Consider the following 20,731-nt stretch of genomic DNA (forward strand, 5'->3'; position numbering starts at 1 on the left):
GTTGGCTCCGATCAGTCGCGTGACCGGACAGGGACTTGGATCTGGGAAAACCAGCATGATTCGGCGCCGGAGGGCGCTGGTGGTCAACATGGCATTACTCCTGCTCGGGCATCCCCGCCCGTGACGATGGATCAGTGTTTGACGGCAGGTCTCCTGGCTCACGAATATCCGCCGCTCATCTGCCTTCCCGTACAAATCTGTACAGTGGCATGGCGCAAGGCCACGAGGATGAACGACAATCCGCTTACAGTTGCGGGGGCAGCCACGGCATTGACCCGAAAAGGGGGTCTCACCGTGTTCCCTATTAATCCCCTTCGATACTGGATCGGGGAACCGTCGCAGTGAGATAACGAGGTTCTCATCATCAGGTCAAGGCCTGTTGCGAGACGATCGGCAGGGTAGGGCTCCTGGCGATAGGCCAGTCGCGCGTTCCGGCGCCTCTTGTGCCATCATACTGTCCCATCCTCGCGTCTCTTTATCGTCCTGCCTGGCACGGCCGCAGGCGATGCCTTTGCTCGCCCTTCACCTGGCCCTGCTCGCCTCAATGGCGCCTTTGCGTCACGCGGAGACATACGTAACACTATAACATCCGTCAAGGGTTATTGTAATGTTATAACAAAATCTCGCCTCTTTATGTTTTCTTGATGTCGTGGGCTCGCCTTCGCCATCGAAGCCTGACCGCAGGCCCGGATAAGTTTCCTGCCATCAACAGGAGAACACCCATGCTTGACACCCTCTTCCTTCTGCTCGGCTGCGGCACGCTGCTCGCACTTGGCGCCTATGCCCTTGCCCTTGATCGTCTGTGAGGCCGGCAATCATGTTCGAAGCCCTTCTTGGTCTCGCCGTGGCAATCGGTCTCGGCATCTATCTCGTGGTCACGCTTCTGCGTCCCGAGCGCTTCTGATCCTCCAGGAGATTTCCTCATGACTATTCTCGGGTGGCTGCAGATCGGCCTCCTCTTCCTCGCCGTGCTGATCGCCATCAAGCCGCTGGGCCTCTACATGGCCAAAGTGTTCGCCGGCGATCCGACGCTCCTCTCACCGGTCCTGCGGCCTTGCGAGCAGGCCCTCTACCGCATGTCCGGCATTCGTGCCGACAAGGAGCAGACCTGGCTTGGCTATACGCTGTCCATGCTGGTCTTCTCCCTCTGCGGCTTTCTCGGCCTTTACGCCATCCTGCGCCTGCAGGCCTATCTGCCGCTCAATCCGCAGGGTTTTGTCGGCGTGGCGCCCGATCTGTCGTTCAACACGGCGGTCTCCTTCGTCACCAATACCAACTGGCAGAATTATGCGGGTGAGACGACGCTCAGCCATTTCAGCCAAATGGCCGGGCTGACCGTCCAGAATTTCCTCTCGGCGGCAACCGGCATGGCCATGGCGATCGCCTTTACGCGCGCACTGGCCCGTTCGAAAGTCTCCACGCTCGGTCATTTCTGGGTGGATCTCACCCGTGCCACGCTTTACGTCCTGCTTCCCATCGCCTGCATTACGGCGATCGCCTTCGTGGCGATGGGCCTGCCGCAGACGCTGGAGGCGGCGGTGTCGGCGACCACGCTGGAAGGCCCGCAGCAGGTCATCTCGCTTGGCCCCGTGGCATCGCAGGAAGCCATCAAGCAATTGGGCACGAATGGCGGCGGCTTCTTCAATGCCAATGCGGCACATCCTTTCGAGAATCCGACGGCCTGGTCCAACTATCTGAACATTTTCGCAATGCTCTCGCTTTCGGCCGGCCTCGTCTTCACGTTCGGCGAAATGGTGGGAAATCGGCGGCAAGGCTGGGCCTTGATTGCGGCGATCGCGCTTCTCCTGATCCCGGCCGTCGCGGTCACCTATCATGCGGAGGCGCAGGGCAATACGATCCTGACGGCGCTCGGCGTCGATCCGGCACTCGGCAATATGGAAGGCAAGGAGCTGCGCTTCGGCCAGGCCATGACGGCCCTGTATGCCGCCGTCACCACCGGCCTTTCGGACGGCGGGGTCAACGGCATGCATGGCTCGTTTACCGGACTCGGCGGCCTTGTGCCGATGTTCCTGATCCAGCTTGGCGAGGTGCTGCCGGGCGGTGTGGGATCGGGGCTATACGGCCTTCTCGTCTTTGCGCTTCTGTCGGTGTTCGTTGCCGGTCTGATGGTCGGGCGGACGCCGGAATTTCTCGGCAAGAAGATCGAGGGCCGGGAGATGACATTCGCCATGCTGGCAATCCTCATCCTGCCGCTCGCCATTCTCGGCTTCACCGCCGTCTCCGCCCTGCTTCCCATCGCCGTCTCCAGCATCGGGACCGCGGGCCCGCACGGGCTGTCGGAGATCCTCTACGCGTTCACCTCGGCAGCCGGCAATAACGGCTCCGCCTTTGGCGGGCTCTCCGGCAACACGCTCTGGTACAACAGCACACTCGGCATTGCGATGCTCTTGGGCCGTTTCGCCTATGTCATCCCGGTCATGGCGATTGCCGGATCGCTTGCCGCGAAGGTCCGGGCACCGGCCTCCGCCGGCACCTTTCCCACCGACGGCCCCCTGTTTGTCGGCCTGCTGGTCGGCATCATCCTCATTCTCGGCGGTCTGCAATTCTTTCCGGCGCTGGCGCTGGGACCGATCGCTGAACATTTCGCCATGCTTGCCGGCCAGACTTTCTGAAGGAAAATTCCATGTCCAAGGACCATCATGCTCCTGGCTTCCTCGATCCCTCCATTCTCTTGCCGGCGCTGCGCGGCGCCGTGCTGAAGCTCGATCCGCGCCTGCTGCTACGCAATCCGGTGATCTTCGTGACCGAAATCGTCGCGGCGGTGGTGAGCCTCCTCTTTCTGCGCGATCTGCTTGTGCAGCCCGGTACGGCTGCCTTTTCCGGTCAGATCGCCGCCTGGCTGTGGTTCACGGTGCTGTTTGCGACCTTTGCCGAAGCGGTTGCCGAAGGTCGCGGCCGGGCGCAGGCCGACAGCCTCAAGCGCAGCAAGACGGACCTGACGGCGCGGCGGGTCGAGCCGGATGGCCGGCTGGCAAGGATTGCCGCCACGGAGTTGAAGATCGGCGATATCGTTCTTGTCGAGGCGGGGGATCTGATCCCCGGCGACGGAGAAGTCATCGAGGGTGTCGCCTCGGTCAACGAAAGCGCCATCACCGGCGAATCCGCGCCAGTCATCCGCGAATCCGGCGGCGACCGCTCCGCCGTCACAGGGGGCACCCAGGTGCTCTCGGATGCGATCAGGGTCAAGATCACCGTGGCGCCTGGGTCCTCTTTCGTCGACCGCATGATCGCACTGATCGAGGGCGCGCAACGGCAGAAGACGCCGAACGAGATCGCCCTCTCCATTTTGCTCTCCGGTCTAACCCTGATCTTCCTGTTTGTCTGCGTGGCGATCTGGGGACTCGCCGGCTATTCCGGAACGCTGCTGTCGGTCACCGTGCTGGCGGCACTTCTCGTGACGCTGATCCCCACCACCATCGGTGGCCTGCTGTCGGCGATCGGCATTGCCGGCATGGACCGCCTCGTGCGCTTCAACGTCATCGCAACCTCCGGACGCGCCGTCGAGGCTGCCGGAGATGTCGACACGCTGCTTCTCGACAAGACCGGCACGATCACCTTCGGCAACCGCATGGCGAGCGATTTTTTGCCCGCGCCAGGCGTTACGGCCGCCGAACTGGCCGAGGCGGCGCTTCTCGCCAGCCTTGCAGACGAAACGCCGGAAGGCCGCTCCGTCATCGCGCTCGCCACCGGGACTTTCGGCATCGCCCCGCCGGCCGCCGCTTTCGACAAGGTGATCCACTTCACCGCCGAAACCCGGTTGTCAGGCGTGGACAAAGGCGAGCGGCGGCTGCGCAAGGGTGCGGTCGATTCCATTCTGCGCTTTGCCGGTCTGACGGAACAGGAGGCTCCGGCCGCCTTTCTCCGGGCTGTCGAACAGGTCGCCCGCAGCGGCGGCACGCCTCTCGGCGTCGTCGATGCGAACCGCCTGCTCGGCGTCATTCACCTGAAGGATGTCGTCAAGCCCGGAATCAAGGAGCGTTTTGCCGCCCTCCGCGCCATGGGGATCCGGACCGTCATGGTCACCGGCGACAATCCGGTCACCGCAGCGGCCATCGCCTCCGAGGCCGGGGTCGACGATTACCTTGCCCAGGCGACACCTGAAGACAAGCTCCAGTATATCCGGCGCGAGCAGCAGGGGGGCCGTCTGATCGCCATGTGCGGCGATGGCACCAATGATGCACCGGCGCTGGCCCAGGCGGATGTCGGGGTTGCGATGCAGACCGGCACCCAGGCCGCCCGCGAGGCCGCCAATATGGTGGACCTGGATTCCAGTCCGACAAAACTGATCGAGATCGTCGAGATCGGCAAACAGCTTCTGATGACCCGCGGCTCGCTGACCACGTTCTCGATCGCCAATGACGTTGCCAAATATTTCGCCATCATCCCGGCCCTGTTCGTGGCGACATACCCGGCGCTTGACGGCCTCAACATCATGCGCCTGGCCTCGCCGCAATCGGCCATCCTTTCGGCGGTCATCTTCAATGCTTTGATCATCATCGCCCTGATCCCGCTTGCGCTCAAGGGTGTTGCCTACCGGCCCGCCGGCGCCGCATCGCTGTTGCGCCGCAACCTCTTCGTCTACGGGCTTGGCGGGCTTCTCCTTCCCTTTGCCGGCATCAAGATCATCGACCTTGCCGTCAGCGCCCTCAATCTGGTGTAACCATGCTGAACCATGTCAGACCCGCATTCACGCTTTTCCTCGCCTTCACCGCAATCACCGGCCTTGCCTATCCGCTGGCAATCACCGGTCTGGCGCAGGCCGTCATGCCGGAGGCCGCGAATGGCAGCCTTGTCACCCGCAACAATACCGTCATCGGTTCGTCGCTGATCGGCCAGGCCTTCGCGAGCGATCGATACTTCTGGCCGCGTCCCTCCGCCACCAGCCCCTCGCCCTATGCCGCCAACGCCTCCTCCGGCTCCAATCTCGGCACGACCTCGGCGAAATTGCGCGACCGGGTCGCGCTCGACCTGGAACGGCTGCGCGCGGCGGGCTTGGCAACGCCTGTTCCGGCCGACGCGGTGAGCGCCTCCGGATCCGGCCTCGATCCCGATATTTCGCCCGACTATGCGCGCGCGCAAGTCGCACGGGTTGCGGCGGCGCGCGGGCAGGACGAAAAGACGATCGGTCCGCTGGTCGATCGTCTGATCCGCAAACCGGATTTCGGCTTCATCGGCGAACCGCGTGTGAATGTGCTAGAGCTCAACCTGGCACTGGATGCCCTGAACGAATGAGAGACTGAATGGCGGACGACGACCGCACTCACACCGGCCGGCCGGATCCGGACGCCCTGCTTGCCCTGGCGAAACAGGATCGCCGGGGCAAGCTGACCGTTTTCCTGGGCATGGCTCCGGGAGTCGGCAAGACTTATGCTATGCTGTCGCGGGCGCGCCGGCTGCGGTCGGAGGGCGTGGATATCGTCGTCGGCCTGGTGGAAACCCATGGCCGGCAGGAGACGGCCGAACTGATCGACCGGCTTGAGGTGCTGCCGCGCCGGCAAATTTCGCATCGCGGCGGGGCGCTGGCGGAGTTCGATCTCGATGCTGCCCTGCTGCGCCGGGCGCGCATCCTCATCGTCGATGAACTTGCCCATTCCAATCCGGAAGGCAGCCGTCATCCCAAGCGCTACCAGGATATCGAGGAATTGCTGGAAGCCGGCATCGACGTCTGGACGGCGCTCAATATCCAGCACCTCGAAAGTCTCGGCGACCTCGTCGGCCAGATCACCGGCGTCACCGTTCGCGAACGGGTCCCGGATGTCGTGCTGAAGCGGGCGGATGAGGTTCTGCTCGTGGATCTGCCGCCGAGCGAGCTCATCGAGCGACTGAAGGAGGGAAAGGTCTATTTGGCCGACAATGCCGGCCGCGCCATGGATCGCTTCTTCCGTCTCGGCAATCTGACGGCCCTGCGGGATCTTGCGCTGCGCCGCGCCGCCGATCGTGTCGATGATCAGATGGTCGATTACCTGAAGCAGAACGCCATCGAGGGGCCCTGGGCCACCGGGGAGCGTCTGATCGTCTGCGTCGGTTCTGATCCGCTGTCGGAAAAGGTCGTGCGGATCGCCGCACGGCTTGCCTCCGGCCTGAACGCGCCCTGGATCGTCGTTTCGATCGAAAGGGCGGATCAGGAGGTGGAAACGCCGGAGCGGCTGCAGGTGCTGGATTCGATCTTCCGGCTTGCAGAGCAGCTCGGGGCCGAAACCCGCCGGGTGATCGGTCATGATTTCGTCGACGAAATTCTGAAACTCGCGCGCCGGGAGCATGCCACGCAGATCGTGATCGGCGCGCGCCAGCGAGGCGTGCCGGCGCGGTTCTTCCAAAGGTCGCTGCCGGATGCGCTGGCCAGACGGGCATCCGGGCTTGGCATTCATCTGGTGACCTCCGACACGCCGGAGATGCAGCGCCGACCGAGAAGAGCCCGCAGACTGGACGCGCCCGCGGCTTTGCGATCTACCCTGATCGCGCTCGGTCTGGTGATGCTGACAACCTTTGCGGGGCGGCTCTTCGAGACCATCATGCCCTTGCCGAACATCTCGCTGATCTTTCTTCTCGGCGTCCTCGGGGCGGCGGCACTCGATGGTTATGTCGGCGCGCTGCTTGCCGCCGCTTTCTCGACGCTTGCCTATAATTTCTTCTTTATCGATCCGCTCTACACCTTCACCATTGCCGCGCCGCACGAGGTCTTCGCCCTCTTCGTCTTCCTGGCCGTCGCCGTGGTGTCCGGAGGCTTCGCCTCACGGATCCGCCAGCAGGCGAGCGTGGCCGGCATGCGGGCCACGGCGCTCCAGTCGCTCTACGACTTTTCCCGCAAGCTCGCCGGTACGGCAAAGCGCGATGACGCGGTCTGGCTGGCTGTCTCGCAATTGCAGGTGAGCCTGAAGCGCTCCGTCGTCTTCCTCCTGCCGAGCGAGGGCGACCTGCAGATGGCCGCCGCCTGGCCGCCGGACACAGAGCTGGATGTGACCGACATGGCTGCGGCGCGATGGGCGCAGAGCCGGCGGGAGACTGCCGGTGCGGGCACAGGAACGTTGCCGAACAGCCGGTTTCAGTTTCGCCCGCTTCTGGGGCCGCATGACATTGTCGGCGTCTGCGGGATCGCCCACCTATCCCGCGACTTCGATCTCAACGAGGAGAGGGCGGTCGCCGCCGTTCTCGACCAGACGGCAATTGCGCTGGACCGCGCCCGGTTGGCCGACGAGACGCTCGCGCAAGCCGCCAAGCTCGAAGGCGAGCGCTATCGCGAGGCGCTTCTGTCGTCCATCTCCCATGATCTGCGCACGCCATTGGCAACGATCACCGGTGCGGCCACGAGCCTCAGCGCGCTCGGCGACCGCATGGATGCCGAAACTCGGCGGGATCTGCTGGCCTCGATCGAGGAGGAGAGCGGCCGTATGAGCCGCTTCGTAGCAAACCTCCTGGATATGACCCGCATCGAGGCCGGGACCCTGAAACCCAAGCAGGATTGGATCGATGTTTCGGATGTCGTTCAATCGGCGGTGGAGCGAATCCGCAAATATGTCCCGGACGGTCTCATCGAGACCGGCATTGCACCGGACCTGCCGCTCATCCGCGGCGATAGCGTGCTGCTTGGCCAGGTGCTTTTCAACCTTCTCGACAATGCGGTCAAATATGCGGGGCACGATGCGATCAAGGTCTTTGCACGGCGCGATGGTGCGCAGGTCATCATCTCCGTCACCGATCTTGGCCGCGGCATTCCGCCGGAGGATCTGGACCGGATCTTTGAAAAATTCTATCGAAGAGGCAAGCCGGACGGCCGGGCACCCGGCACCGGTCTCGGTCTCTCGATTGCCCGCGGTTTTGTCGAGGCGATGGGGGGAACGATCCATGCCGAAAGCCCCGCCTTCAAGAAGAAGGGGACCCGCATCGTGCTGCGGTTTCCTGCCGCGGATGAATAACAAGGGATAGTCGTGGCGATGAGCCTGCCCCGCATTCTGGTCGTCGACGACGAGCCGCAAATCCAGCGCTTCCTCAAACCCGCCCTGTCGGCTGCCGGCTATGAGGTGATCGAGGCCGGCACGGGCGGCGAGGCCTTGAAGGCCGTGGCAACCAGATCCCCGGATCTGGTCATCCTGGATCTCGGCCTGCCGGACATGGACGGCAAGGATGTCATTGCCAGCTTGCGCGGCTGGAGCAATGTGCCGATCATCATATTGTCGGCGCGGGACCGCGAATCCGAGAAGGTCGATGCGCTGGATCTCGGCGCCGACGATTACATCGAAAAGCCTTTCGGCATCGGTGAACTCACCGCGCGCATCCGCACGGCCCTGCGTCACGGCAATCGGCAGGATGCGATCCCCACCATCGTGGAGGCGGATGGTCTCACCATCGATCCCCTGCGGCGACGCGTGTCTCGGGCGGGCGGGCTCGTCCATCTCACGCCCAAGGAATATGATCTGCTATTGCTTCTGGCGCGGCATGCGGGTCGCGTCGTCACGCACAAGATGCTCCTGACCTCGGTCTGGGGACCGGCGCATGGCGACGACCTGCATTATCTGCGCGTCTTCATCGGGCAATTGCGACAGAAGATCGAGCGCAACCCGACCGAGCCTGCCATTGTCCGAACGGAACCGGGGGTCGGCTATCGCCTGATCAGCGACCAGTAGGACCAAGCGCGGCGGATACGCTATCTGGCCGAGCCTTTCCAGGCTCAGCCGGCTCGGATGGACGAGCGCCAGATCAGTTCGGCCCGAAGCTGGATGCGCTCCTCGCCTTCCTCCGCCTGCGATAGCCAGCCAACCGCCTGTCGGGCAATCTCCTCCACAGGCTGGGCGAAGGTCGTCAGATCATAGGAGGTCCAGGAGGCCTGTTCGATATCGTCGAACCCGGCCACGCAAAGCTGCTCGGGAATGCCGACGGCGAACTGCTGGCGGGCGGCATCCATGAAGCCGCAGGCGATCAAATCAGTGGCGCAGAAGACGCCGTCCGGTCGCTCCGGCAGCGTCAGCAGCCTTTGCGCGAGCACGCGGCCGGATTCATAGCCCGTATGGCCAAATCGTGCGACGGTCACTTCCATCCCCATGCTGCGCGCGGCGGCGACGAAGCCGATTTCCCGCGCCACAAGGCTCGGCGTACCGGCCTGTGAATTGGCGAAGCCAAGCCTTCGGCAGCCGGCGCGGACAAAGGCCGTGACGATCCGCTGGGCGGCTTCGGCATCATTGAGGTTGATCCGCAGAGGGCCGGCCTGATCGTCGTCCCGATTGATGAGGACGAGCCTTTGCCCACTCTTGAGGCAGAGCTGGGTGATCCGTTTGTCGGGCAGGCCGGACAGAATGATGGACGCATCGGCCCGGTAGCGGATCGCCTGGCGCAGGGCCAGATCCACGCTTCCGTCTGAGCGATCCGTATTGATCAGCATGGCGATCTTGCCGGACAGCTGGAGTTGCTGAGTGATTGCCCGGATCAGGGCAGAGCGGTAGGGCGTGCCCATTTCCGAGACGATGAGGCACACAATGCCGCTCTCATTGCGCATCAGGCCGCGCGCCAACTGGTTGACGTGATAGCCGAGCGCTTCTGCAGCCTCGAGCACCTTGCGCCGCGTCTCCGCCGAAACGCTGGCGCCTGGCGTGAAGGTTCGCGACACCGCTGAGCGGGACACGCCCGCACGCTCGGCGACCTCCTGTGCGCTAACGAAGACCCTGCTCATGTTCTTACCGACGGTTGTTTCCTGGGCGACATCTGTCGCACAGACTTGCAATCTTGTGCAAGCGCGAGCTGATCAAGAACGCGACCGGTCTCAGCTTTTCGATTGACAGCCGAGTTTCTCTCATGCGACCGTTTGCACACGCTTGCAAAAGGCGACGGCAGGAGGATGCCGGAAGATCGTATCTGGGAGGAGAACTCATGAACACGTCGAAATGGATGATTGGCGGGCTTGCCGTCGGCATGTCGCTCGTCGCCTATACGGCCAAGGCCGCAGGCGACCTCAACCTGATCTGCTCGGCAGATGTCGTCATCTGCGAGCAGATGAAGAACGGCTTCGAAAAGGAGCACGACATCAAGGTCAACATGGTGCGTCTGTCCTCTGGCGAGACCTATGCCAAGATCCGCGCCGAGGCCCGCAATCCGAAGACGGATCTCTGGTGGGCCGGCACCGGCGATCCGCATCTCCAGGCCGCATCGGAAAACCTGACGCAGGAATACAAATCGCCGATGCTGGCGGAGCTCAACGACTGGGCTGTCCGCCAGGCGGAGAGCTCGCAATACCGCACCGTCGGGGTGTATGCCGGTGCACTCGGCTGGGGCTACAATAACGATCTCTTCAAGCAGAAGAAGCTGAAGGAGCCGAAATGCTGGGCCGATCTTCTGGATGCCTCGCTGAAGGGCGAGATCCAGATTGCCAATCCCAATTCCTCCGGCACGGCCTATACCGCGCTTGCGACGCTGGTGCAGATCATGGGGGAAGATAAGGCTTTCGACTATCTGAAGCAGCTCAACGGCAATATTTCGCAATATACGAAATCCGGTTCGGCTCCGGTGAAGGCGGCAGCGCGCGGCGAGACGGCGCTGGGCATCGTCTTCATGCATGATGCGGTTGCCCAGAAGGCGGAAGGCTTTCCCGTCACGGTCGGCGCTCCCTGCGAAGGAACGGGCTATGAGATCGGCTCCATGTCGATCGTGAAAGGTGCCAAGAACCTGGAGAATGCCAAGATCTGGTATGACTGGGCGCTGAAGGCCGAGGTCCAGTCGCGCATGAAGGATGCGAAATCCTTCCAGCTGCCCTCCAACAAGAATGCGGAAATTCCCAAGGAATCGCCGCGCTTCGAGGACATCAAGATGATCGACTACGACTTCAAGACCTATGGCGACCCGGACAAGCGCAAGGCGCTTCTGGAGCGGTGGGATCGAGAAGTGGGTGCTGTCGCCAACTGACCTTTCGGGTCGGGTTTCGAGACGGGCAGGGTGCGCCTGCGCCGTGCCCGTACCTGAACGATGAGATGCCGGCCTTGTGGTGCCCGACTGAACAGTCGGACCGCAGGTCTGCAACAGGTCGCGTCGCCGGCGCGGCCTCTCCCACACGGATCGATCGGATTTGGACATGGACAACAGCAGACGACGGCTGTCGATCGTGCTTGCGCTCGGCCTGGCTGGCTTTCTCATTCTGCCATGGTATCGCATCGAAGGGGGTTTCTTTTCCTTCGGCTGGCTATCGGGCTTTCCCTTCGAAGCGTCGAGCGCGCCGGCGATCCTGCAGATTTTCGCCGAAGGCAGGATCTGGCTTGCGGTGATCGGCTTGCTGATGCTGGCCGCGATCGGCGTACGGCAGATGGAGGATGCCCATGCCCGCGGCGGCTGGCTGCGCAGCATCGGCGTGGCGGGCCTTGCCTTTCTTGTCCTGCAGGGTCTGGCGATCGGCTTTTCCGGTTGGACCTGGTCGATCAGCGAGACGATCTTCGGCGCCCTGTCGGACGGTCAGCCATCCATGGGGGCGGGTGCGGTCGTCAGCGGCTTCACCTTCGTCCTCCTCTTCGCTTTCGGTCTGGCCGATCGCGGCGTCATGCGCGGCGATGCCTTCGTCGTCGCCTCGATCTCTCTGCTGGTGTTCCTCGTCGCCATTTTCGTTTTCTATCCGATCGGCAGCATGTTCGTCGGGGCATTTCAGGATTTCGACGGCTCGTTCCGCGCCGACGGCTTCCTGCGCAATATCGTCGATCCTTCGATCTGGAGCCTCGATTGCGTCATTGGCGGCCCGCGTTGCGGGGTCGCATGGCGCACTCTGTTCCTCGCCATCATGACGGCAACGGGCTCAACCCTCATGGGCCTTGCCTTTGCCCTCGTTGCCACGCGCACGCGGTTTCGCTTCAAGAAGAGCTTGCGGCTGCTGACGGTGCTGCCGATCATCACGCCGCCCTTTGTCGTGGGCCTGGCGCTGATCCTGCTGTTCGGCCGCTCGGGTGTCGTCACCCAGACACTGGCTGATCTCTTCGGTGTCGAGCCCGGGCGCTGGCTCTATGGTCTGACCGGGATCTGGATCGCGCAGGTGCTGTCCTTCACGCCGATCTCCTTCCTCGTGCTGATCGGTGTGGTGGAAGGGGTGAGCCCCTCCATGGAGGAGGCCTCGCAGACCCTGCGCGCCGACCGCTGGCGGACCTTCTGGCATGTTTCGCTGCCCTTGATGAAGCCGGGTCTCGCCAATGCCTTTCTGATCGGTTTCATCGAGAGCATGGCGGATTTCGGCAATCCCATGGTCCTCGGCGGCAGTCATGGCGTGCTGTCAACAGACATATTCTTTGCTGTGGTGGGCTCGCAGAACGATCCGAGCCGTGCGGCCGTCCTCGCCATGATCCTGCTGGTCTTCACGCTCTCGGCCTTCCTGGCGCAGAGGCTCTGGCTCTCGGGCAAGAATTTCGCGACCGTCACCGGCAAGGGCGATAGCGGCCAGCATGCGGCCCTGCCGCGTTCCGTTTCGGTGGCCGTGCACGCTCTGGTCATTCCTTGGATGATCCTCACCGTTGTCGTCTATTGCATGATCCTGTTCGGCGGCTTCGTCAAAACCTGGGGTCTCGACCATTCCTTCACCGTGGAGCACTATTTCAAGGCCTTCTCCATCCGGTTCGGCGAAAGCGGCATAGCCTGGACGGGGGTCGCCTGGAACTCCTTCTGGACGACGATGGAGATCGCGCTGATATCGGCTCCGCTGACCGCTGCCGTGGGCCTGCTGACGGCATATCTGATCGTGCGTCAGAGATTTGCGGGCCGCGAACTTTTCGAATTCGCCCTCATGATGAGCTTCGCCATTCCGGGAACGGTCATCGGCATCAGCTACATCATGGCCTTCAATCTTCCGCCGCTGGAGATGACCGGCACTGCCGTCATCCTCGTCGCCTGCTTCGTCTTCCGCAACATGCCGGTGGGCGTGCGCGGCGGCGTTGCAGCCATGAGCCAGCTCGACAAGAGCCTGGACGAGGCCTCTCTGACGCTGAGGGCAGACAGTTTCCGCACCATTCGCAAGGTCATCCTGCCTTTGCTTCGGCCGGCGATCACTGCGGCACTGGTCTATTCCTTCGTGCGGGCCATTACCTCGATCAGCGCCGTCATCTTCCTGGTCAGCGCCCAATATAACATGGCCACATCCTACATTGTCGGCCTGGTCGAAAACGGCGAATACGGGGTGGCGATCGCCTACTCCTCGACATTGATCGTCGTCATGGTCGTCATCATCCTCGGCTTCCAGCTTCTGGTGGGAGAACGGCGACTGAGACGGGAGAACCGCGTCGCAATGGCAGGAGCGCGACCGGTCGCGTCCCCGCTTGCCAAGGAGAAAACAGCATGAAGACCATAAGAGCCGGCTCGGTCGTCTTTCAGAATGTCCGCAAGATATTTGGCAGCTTCACAGCGATCCCCGATCTGTCGCTGACGATTGAACCGGGGGAACTGGTCACGCTGCTGGGCCCATCCGGCTGCGGCAAGACGACGACCCTGCGGATGCTGGCGGGCCTGGAGCATCCGACCAGCGGGCGCATCCTGATCGGCGGCAAGGATGTCACCATGCTGCCCGCCAACGAGCGCGACGTATCCATGGTCTTCCAGTCCTATGCGCTGTTTCCGCATATGAACGCCCTCGATAATGTCGCCTACGGGCTCCAGTCCTCGGGCATGAAGAAGGCCGAGGCGAGGGAAAGGGCGGAAGAGGGACTGGCTCTCGTGGGGCTTGCCGGTTTCGGGCAGCGGCTTCCTGCCGAACTGTCGGGCGGCCAGCAGCAGCGTGTGGCGGTGGCAAGGGCGCTCGCGCTCGAACCGCAGGTCCTGCTGCTCGATGAGCCTCTGTCGAATCTCGATGCGCGGCTGCGGCGGCGGGTGCGCACGGAAATCCGGGACCTGCAGCAAAGGCTGGGCTTCACCGCGGTCTATGTGACGCATGACCAGGATGAGGCGCTTGCCGTTTCCGACAGGGTGGTGATCATGAAGGATGGCGAGATCGCCCAGGCCGGATCCCCCCGCACTCTCTACGAGTCTCCGGCATCGGCCTTTATTGCCGATTTCATGGGCGAGGCGAATGTCATCGACTGCGAGATCGTCTCGACGCAGGCGGATATGGCCACTATTCGCATCGGCGGGCTGGAACAGCAGGTTCTCTCCAGAGGCTCCGTGCCCGGACCCGGTCGGCTTGCGGTCAGGCCGAACGCCATCGTTCTGGAGCCGGCCAGCGAGGCGGCCCTTCTCGGGACCATCCTGCATTCCGCCTATCTCGGCGACCATATCGAATACGAGGTCGAGACGGCGAGCGGCACTTTCTTCGTCGTCGATCCTGCAGTAGACCGCTCCCTGGCGACATCGACCCAGGTGGCGATCGGCTTCAGGGACCGAGGCATCGCCCTGATTTCCCCCTGACCAACCGAGGTTCAACGCATTCATGCCCCTTACCCTTCACGAGATGATCGACCTACGCTTCGGCTTTGCGCAGACCATGGCAAAGGAAGCCGCTGCACTCGCTCTCGATTACTTCAACCGCCGCGAGACGCTGGTGATAGAACAGAAGCGCGATCCGCAGGATGTCGTGTCGATTGCCGATCGTGAAGTCGAGACCCTGATCCGCAAGCTCGTTGCGGACCGCTTTCCCGAAGATGGCTTTCTCGGCGAGGAATTCGGTCTGCAGGCCGGCACTTCCGGCTCGACATGGGTGGTCGACCCGATCGACGGTACCAGTCCTTTCGTGAACGGCATGCCGACCTGGTGCGTCTCCATTGCCCTCATCGTGGACGGGCAGCCGGTCATCGGGGTCATTGCAGCGCCCTGCCAGGACGAGCTCTATGCGGCGGCCACCGGCCATGGCGCTTTCCTGAACGGAAAGAAGCTGACGCTTGACGGCAGCCGCACCATCCGCAATGCCGTAACAGGCATCGGCGCCAATCATCACGTGACACCGAAGGCCGTCGCGACCATCGTCGACAATCTGCTGTCGGCGGGCGGAAACTTCATTCGCAACGGGTCAGGCGCGCTGATGCTGGCCTATGTCGCCGCTGGCCGCCTGGTCGGATACTACGAACCCTATATGCATGCCTGGGATTGTCTGGCAGGCTATTGCCTCGTTCAGGAAGCCGGCGGCTGGTATCTCGATTTCCCCACGGATGGCGACGGGCTGACCCGCGGCGCGCCGGTCCTCGCCGCAGCGCCCGGCGCCAGGGAAGACCTTCTGCGGATCGCCGGTCTCTGACGATCGGCTTCCGGCGTGATCACACAGCAGTGGCCGCGGCCGCTCGGGAAAGCTGTCCCGGGGGCCGCGCCTTCAGCGCCGTCTGACAGGACGCAAACCATGTCGGCAAAAACCTATTTGACGAAAAGCTGCCGCTTGAAATTCGTCAGCCGTTCGAACCCCGTTTGCGTGATTGCAATGGTTTCCGACATGCCGAAGCCGCGGGCCAGGACATAGGTATGGAAAGTCTGCCCCGGCTCGAAGGTCCAGTCGCATCCCCTGGCGGCTTCGAGAGGTTCTCCGCCATTCGGCTGCAGCAGCAGGCCCACAGAATAGAAGGTCTTGTTGGTATAGGTCTCGCGCAGGCCGGCGGATAGAACGCCATCGCGATAAATGGCATCGGCCTCGCCGGCGGATACGCCCGGCTTCACCGCGCGCAGCGCCTCGTCCTGAATGGCGATGAGCGACTCGACAACCCGATGATCATCGTCGTGGACCGGGCCGATGCGGATTGGCCGCATGAACCTTGCGTGATAATGCCGGACATTCGGCGTGGTCTCGATCTGCACGATATCGCCCGGCTCCAGGATCCTGTCACTGTAGCCGCCGTGCAGATGGAAGGCGCGCTCCCCAGAGGACATGACACCCGGGCCCGGAAGGTCGCTTCCGGCGCGGATCATGGCCGCGCAGACTTCGGCGGCCATTTCGCGCTCCGAGACGCCGGCGGCTGCCGTATCGATGGCGGCCTGCATGCCCGCTTCCGCGGCCTTGGCCGCGCGTCTCTGATAGGCGATTTCCGCCGGCGATTTGATCAGCCGCATGCGCGGCGTCAGATCGCTTTCATCCTGCCATTCAATGCCAGGAAGCGCCGTCTTCAGATAATCGTAGCGGCCCGCCGAGAGCGGCCAGGCAGAAAGCTCGATACCCACGCGCGCATGCCGGCCGAGCCGGCTTGCGATCGCATCGGCGGCCAGTTTCATCCGGTCATCGCTGTCGCTCCACATGACACGGTCGGGAAAGACGCAGGTGCTGTCGAGGTAATATTCCTCCACGTCGCGGCAGAACAGCGTCGGATCACCCTCCGCCGGAATGATGGCGAACTGCAATGTGCCGTAGGCGCGCGTGAAGTAGCCGGTGACCCAGGTCACGGTCTCGGGCAGGAAGGCGATCAGGCCGTCGAGCTGTCTGTCGCGCAGCGCTTGCTGAACGCGGGAGAGGCGAGCGAGATATTCCTCGCGATCAAACCAGTAGGCTGTCGTCACCATCAGTGCATGTCCTTGCGATCGCCGTTCTGAACAAGTTCGGCAAAGCGTGTCAGCATGGTCTTTGCCTCGCCGGCTTCATGCGCCTCAGCCTTCAGGTGATCGATATCGGCGCCGTCGGCCTCCATGCGCTCGCGGTTTTCCTCGAACCAAGCAATGGCCTGTGCCTTGGTGACTTCCGGGTGACCCTGGATGCCCCAGACAGGACGGTCTCGATATCGCCAGATCTGGTTCGGGCAATCATCCGAAGAGGCCAATATCGTCATGTCGGCATGTCCGGCCCGGACTTCGTCATTGTGCCAGACAAACATATAGACGCTGTCCACCAGATCGCGTGCCAGCTGGTCGCTACGCGCAGCCTCGGTGAGCGGCAGATGCTTGTAACCGATTTCGCAGCTGGTCCGCCGGAAGACCTGGTCGCGGCCGCAGAGCGCGGAGGCGAGGATCTGGCTGCCGAAGCAGATGCCGAGCATAGGAATGTCCAGCTCTGCCGCTTCCTGGATCAGCTCGTGCTCCTTCAGGATGAACGGGATATCCTCATAGGCGCCGTGCGGACTTCCGGAGAGGAATATGCCGTCATAGCCTTTCAGCGAAGCGGGAAACTGCCCGTCATAGGCCCAGTAACGATCCACATTGAGGCCCCAGGTTTCGAACCTGTCATCCAGTTTGGCAACCGACTGAAACTTCCGCCCGTTGCCAAGATAAAGAAGGCGTCCTGCCATGATTATCCCCGCTTCACTAGTTTGCACACCGTTGGTATACCATTGGTCTTCAGCGTGCAACGGAGAATCTGTGACGGGCAGCCGACGGCCTGCTATTGGCAGAACAATCTTGTGAGGGAGCATCATGCGGATCGATCTCAATTCCGACCTCGGCGAAGGCTTCGGTCCCTGGAGCATGGGCGACGACGCCGCCATGCTCGACGTCGTGAGCACAGCCAATATCGCCTGCGGTTTCCACGCCGGAGATCCCGATACGATGCGCAGGACCCTGAAACTGGCAAAGGCGAGGGGCGTGGCGGTGGGCGCCCATCCGGGCTACCAGGATCTGATCGGCTTTGGTCGCCGGCGTATCCCGGGACTGACGGAAACGGAGGTGGAATCGCTTGTGGCCTACCAGATCGGGGCGATGGCCGCCCTGTGTGCGCTTGAAGGTCATCCGATGACGCATGTGAAGACGCATGGCGCGCTCGGCAATGTCTGCGCCGACGATGACGCCATGGCGCTTGCGGTGGGGCGGGCCATCCGCGCCGTCGATCGCAACCTGGCATTCATGGTCATGCCGGGAACGGCCACAGCGCGCGCAGCCGACAGGCTCGGCCTGACGCCCATCAACGAGATCTATGCCGACCGTACCTATGCCGATACGTTCAACCTGTCGCCGCGAACCGAACCCGGCGCGGTCCTGCATGATGCGGATCTCGTTGTTGCGCGCGTCCTGACCATGGTGCGCGAAAACTGCCTCACCTCCACCAGCGGGCGGCGGCTTTCCGTGCCGATCGGATCGGTCTGCGTCCATGGCGATACGCCGGGCGCGGTGGCGATGGCTCGCCGCTTGCGGCAAGGGTTGGAGGCGTCCGGCTGGACAATCGGCTCGTCGGTCGTGCCCGGGCCCGAGCCGGGCCGGTGACACGGCCACCGCGTCACCCCGGATCTCGCTCAATGGTATCGAGGACATCCGCCAGGCGATCTTGTGCATCCAGAAGAAGATCTTCGGCGGCATCGGCACTTATGCGCCGGAACCGGAATTTCTGTCCGTTGGGCATCTGCGCCAGGCGCAAGAGATCGGCCGAGGCAATGGTCGCAATCTTCGGATAGCCCCCGGTGGTCTGTCCGTCGGCCGTCAGTACGATGGGTTTGCCGGAGCCGGGCACCTGGATGGATCCGGCGAGGGTCGCGTCCGATACGATGTCATGGCCCTTGAAGGCGCAGATCTGCGGTCCCTCCAAAACCATGGCCATCCGGTCGCGCGCCGGTGTCGGGGAAAAGGGGCGGCTCAGCAGGCTGCTCCATGTCGATGCATCGAAATAATCGTCCTGTGGTCCGGCAATGATGCGGATCGGCGCCTGGCTGCGAAGATACGGGCTGCCTAGTCGTTTCGGTGCCATATCCTTGCCGTGTCCGAGCGGAAGGAGGTCGCCTGCGGCCAGCACGCGCCCGCCCAGCCCGCCGACGCCTGTGCGCAGATGGGTGGAGCGGCTGCCGAGCACGGGCTCGGTCACGATCCCTCCCGAGATTGCCAGATAGCCCCAGACGGCGCCCTCAAGCGCGCCGACGGTCAGCGTCTCGCCGCGGCGCAGCACATGGCTTTCCCAACAGGTACGCGGTTGGCCGTCGATATCGATGGCACAGCGGCCTCCGGTCACGGCGAAGAGGCAATCCCGTTCGACCTTGAACACGCCGCCGACCAGCGCGAATTCCAGGCATGCGTCTGCCTCCCTATTGCCAACCAGCCGATTGGCGATCCTCTGGGAGTCGCGGTCAACAGGTCCGGATGGAGAGAGACCGAAGGATCGATAGCCGTGGCGTCCACCGTCCTGAATGGTTACCAGCGGGCCACAGCGCAGGATCGAGAGGCAATTTGCAGGCATCATGTGGCATCCCTGCCGGTCAGCGGCTCAAGCGTGAAATCGCTTGATCCGGCCGAGGCGTCCAGCGCGGCTGCCTCATCCGCCTCGATCGCGCGGAAGCGGATCCGGTCCCCGGCTTTCAGCAAGAACGGATCGCGCCGAAGCGGGTTGAAGAGCCTGTAGGGCGTGCGCCCGAGGAAGCGCCAGCCGCTGGGGCCGGGCACGGAATTGATGCTGGTCTGGCGGCCGCCAATGCCGATGGCGCCGGCCTCGATCCTCTGGCGCGGAACGGCCAGGCGCGGCGTGTGCAGTGTCTCGGCAAGACCGCCGAGATAGGCAAAGCCGGGCGCGAAGCCGATCATGTAGACACGATATTCCGCCGCGAGATGGAGATCGATGACCGCTTCCACGGAGAGCTGCTTCATCTCGGCAAGCTCCCGCAGGTCGGCCGCATGCGCGCCGCCATAATGAACCGGAAACGAGAACAGGCGACCGGGCGGTACGATGCCTGTCTCCTCCTGCTGAACGCGACGAAGGAGCTCGAGGCCGAGCGCGTTCCCGCGGATCTGCCGGGGATCGTAGATGACGGTGAGGGAGCGATAGGTCGGGATCGTCTCGCAGGTGCCGGGTAAGGGAGCCTGGGCAAGCGATCGATCGAGGGCCAGAACCTGGCGGTTTGCCGCCTCGCTGACGGTATCGGAGAATTCGATTGCGAGGGCCTGGTCGCCGCTTCGGACGATGCGCGGATATATCGTCGTCGTCACGTCCTGATCTAGTCCTTTCGCAGCGCGCCGGTCCGCTGCAATTGCGCCAGAACCTTGTCTGCCACGAGAAGCCCGGTCCGTTCCAGTGCCTCCTGCGTCGAGCCGCCAATATGCGGCGTCAGGATGAGGTTCGGGCAGGACAGCAGCGGATGGTCGCGGACGACAGGCTCGACGGCGAGAACGTCGAGCGCCGCACCGGCGATCACGCCGGCGGACAGCGCGTCGGCGAGCGCCGCCTCGTCCACAAGCGCGCCGCGCGCCGTATTGATGAGAAATCCGTCTGGCCCGAGCAAAGCGAGGCGGTGGCAATCGATCACCGGCAGCGTGTCGGGAATGCCGTGCAGCGACAGGATGTCGGACCAGCGGCACAGAGCGTCGATATCCGGCATGACGGTCAGTCCCGCCTGTTCCAGGCGATCCTTATCGGCGAAGCGGGAAAAGACGGCGACTTCCATGCCGATCGCCTGGGCGATTTGCGCGACGCGGCCGGATATATTGCCATAGCCGAGAAGCCCGAGCCGCCGCGCGGACAGCTCGACCGTTCGATGCTCCTGGCGAAAGCGGTCATTGCCACGGCGCGCCGCCCCGTCGGCCGCGATCAACCGGCGCGCGCAGCCGAGCATCAGGGCGATCGTCAGTTCTGCAACCGATTGGGCATTGGCGCCAGGCGTATTGACCAGCGCGATCTCGCGCTGTGCCAGCAATGGCTTGTCGACTTTCTCCGTGCCGGTCCCGTGGACGCCGACGACCGACAGATGTGGCGCGGCCTCGATCTCGCGGCCGGACAATCCATGATTTCGGGTGATCACGGCGCGAGCGAAGGCGAGGTGCGGGCGCAGCGTCTCGAAAGCCGTGTCCCTCGCGACATGGACGCGAAGACCGGCCTCGATCAGACGCGCGACGGCAACGTCCGCAATCGGCTGGATGATCAGGCAGTCACAGGGCTGATCCGTCATGAGATGCGGTT

At 63.3% G+C, this 20,731-nt stretch carries 17 protein-coding genes and 1 riboswitch; of the genes, 11 read left to right on the forward strand and 6 right to left on the reverse strand.

Going from position 1 to position 20,731, the window contains the following annotated elements; all coding sequences use genetic code 11:
- Positions 1-126: 126 nt before the first annotated feature.
- Positions 127-351, reverse strand: a riboswitch (cobalamin riboswitch).
- Positions 352-802: 451 nt separating this feature from the next.
- The 6 genes from kdpF to QTJ18_RS03720 are packed head-to-tail and all read left to right on the forward strand — an operon-like array spanning position 803 to position 8,642.
- Positions 803-904: a K(+)-transporting ATPase subunit F gene (gene kdpF / locus QTJ18_RS03695; RefSeq protein WP_252751983.1), complete on the forward strand. Its 102-nt coding sequence runs from the start codon at positions 803-805 to the stop codon at positions 902-904.
- 19 nt (positions 905-923) lie between these two features.
- The gene (kdpA, locus tag QTJ18_RS03700) at positions 924-2,633 is read left to right on the forward strand and encodes a potassium-transporting ATPase subunit KdpA (RefSeq protein ID WP_252751982.1); all 1,710 of its coding nucleotides are present in this window, start codon (positions 924-926) and stop codon (positions 2,631-2,633) included.
- Positions 2,634-2,644: 11 nt separating this feature from the next.
- Positions 2,645-4,681: a potassium-transporting ATPase subunit KdpB gene (gene kdpB, locus QTJ18_RS03705; protein ID WP_252751981.1), complete on the forward strand. Its 2,037-nt coding sequence runs from the start codon at positions 2,645-2,647 to the stop codon at positions 4,679-4,681.
- A 2-nt stretch (positions 4,682-4,683) separates the two neighbouring features.
- A complete protein-coding gene (gene kdpC / locus QTJ18_RS03710) occupies positions 4,684-5,253 on the forward strand; it encodes a potassium-transporting ATPase subunit KdpC (protein ID WP_252751980.1) in 570 nt (189 codons plus the stop codon).
- 8 nt (positions 5,254-5,261) lie between these two features.
- The gene (locus tag QTJ18_RS03715) at positions 5,262-7,934 is read left to right on the forward strand and encodes a sensor histidine kinase (protein WP_252751979.1); all 2,673 of its coding nucleotides are present in this window, start codon (positions 5,262-5,264) and stop codon (positions 7,932-7,934) included.
- An 18-nt stretch (positions 7,935-7,952) separates the two neighbouring features.
- Positions 7,953-8,642: a response regulator gene (locus QTJ18_RS03720; protein WP_252751978.1), complete on the forward strand. Its 690-nt coding sequence runs from the start codon at positions 7,953-7,955 to the stop codon at positions 8,640-8,642.
- A 44-nt stretch (positions 8,643-8,686) separates the two neighbouring features.
- Here QTJ18_RS03720 and QTJ18_RS03725 read toward each other — a convergent pair whose 3' ends face one another.
- Entirely contained in the window at positions 8,687-9,682 is a 996-nt protein-coding gene (locus QTJ18_RS03725) for a LacI family DNA-binding transcriptional regulator (protein ID WP_252751977.1), read from the reverse strand.
- Between the two features lie 215 nt (positions 9,683-9,897).
- Between QTJ18_RS03725 and QTJ18_RS03730 the strand changes: the two genes are divergently transcribed.
- The 4 genes from QTJ18_RS03730 (at position 9,898) to QTJ18_RS03745 (ending at position 15,190) form a co-directional block, all read left to right on the forward strand.
- The gene (locus tag QTJ18_RS03730; RefSeq protein WP_489667192.1) at positions 9,898-10,908 is read left to right on the forward strand and encodes an ABC transporter substrate-binding protein; all 1,011 of its coding nucleotides are present in this window, start codon (positions 9,898-9,900) and stop codon (positions 10,906-10,908) included.
- A gap of 166 nt (positions 10,909-11,074) precedes the next feature.
- A complete protein-coding gene (locus QTJ18_RS03735) occupies positions 11,075-13,309 on the forward strand; it encodes an ABC transporter permease (protein WP_252751975.1) in 2,235 nt (744 codons plus the stop codon).
- On the forward strand, positions 13,306-14,367 hold the full coding sequence (locus QTJ18_RS03740) for an ABC transporter ATP-binding protein (protein WP_252751974.1): 1,062 nt from the start codon (positions 13,306-13,308) through the stop codon (positions 14,365-14,367). Before QTJ18_RS03735 ends, QTJ18_RS03740 begins: the two co-directional genes overlap by 4 nt.
- A 22-nt stretch (positions 14,368-14,389) precedes the next feature.
- Positions 14,390-15,190 carry an inositol monophosphatase family protein gene (locus QTJ18_RS03745; protein ID WP_252751973.1) on the forward strand — a complete coding sequence of 267 codons (801 nt, stop codon included), beginning with the start codon at positions 14,390-14,392 and terminating at the stop codon, positions 15,188-15,190.
- A 113-nt stretch (positions 15,191-15,303) separates the two neighbouring features.
- Here QTJ18_RS03745 and QTJ18_RS03750 read toward each other — a convergent pair whose 3' ends face one another.
- Together QTJ18_RS03750 and QTJ18_RS03755 are read right to left on the reverse strand one after the other, a co-directional pair.
- Positions 15,304-16,434: a M24 family metallopeptidase gene (locus tag QTJ18_RS03750; protein WP_252751972.1), complete on the reverse strand. Its 1,131-nt coding sequence runs from the start codon at positions 16,432-16,434 to the stop codon at positions 15,304-15,306.
- Positions 16,434-17,153 (reverse strand): type 1 glutamine amidotransferase, encoded by a 720-nt coding sequence (locus QTJ18_RS03755; RefSeq protein ID WP_252751971.1) that lies wholly within the window; start codon positions 17,151-17,153, stop codon positions 16,434-16,436. The genes QTJ18_RS03750 and QTJ18_RS03755 overlap by 1 nt, the downstream gene beginning before the upstream one ends.
- Positions 17,154-17,277: 124 nt before the next feature.
- On the opposite strand from QTJ18_RS03755, the gene QTJ18_RS03760 reads away from it, so the two are divergent.
- The gene (locus QTJ18_RS03760; RefSeq protein WP_252751970.1) at positions 17,278-18,060 is read left to right on the forward strand and encodes a LamB/YcsF family protein; all 783 of its coding nucleotides are present in this window, start codon (positions 17,278-17,280) and stop codon (positions 18,058-18,060) included.
- A gap of 13 nt (positions 18,061-18,073) precedes the next feature.
- On the opposite strand, the gene QTJ18_RS03765 is transcribed toward QTJ18_RS03760, so the two are convergent.
- Genes QTJ18_RS03765 through QTJ18_RS03775 form a run of 3 tightly spaced genes read right to left on the reverse strand, consistent with a single transcriptional unit; the run spans position 18,074 to position 20,720 of the window.
- Positions 18,074-19,024, reverse strand: a complete 951-nt coding sequence (locus tag QTJ18_RS03765) for a 5-oxoprolinase subunit C family protein (protein WP_252751969.1) — start codon at positions 19,022-19,024, stop codon at positions 18,074-18,076.
- Entirely contained in the window at positions 19,021-19,764 is a 744-nt protein-coding gene (pxpB, locus tag QTJ18_RS03770; protein ID WP_252751968.1) for a 5-oxoprolinase subunit PxpB, read from the reverse strand. The genes QTJ18_RS03765 and pxpB overlap by 4 nt, the downstream gene beginning before the upstream one ends.
- An 8-nt stretch (positions 19,765-19,772) precedes the next feature.
- Entirely contained in the window at positions 19,773-20,720 is a 948-nt protein-coding gene (locus QTJ18_RS03775; RefSeq protein WP_252751967.1) for an NAD(P)-dependent oxidoreductase, read from the reverse strand.
- Positions 20,721-20,731 lie beyond the last annotated feature (11 nt).

Source organism: Rhizobium sp. SSA_523 (genome assembly GCF_030435705.1).
GTDB lineage: Bacteria > Pseudomonadota > Alphaproteobacteria > Rhizobiales > Rhizobiaceae > Neorhizobium.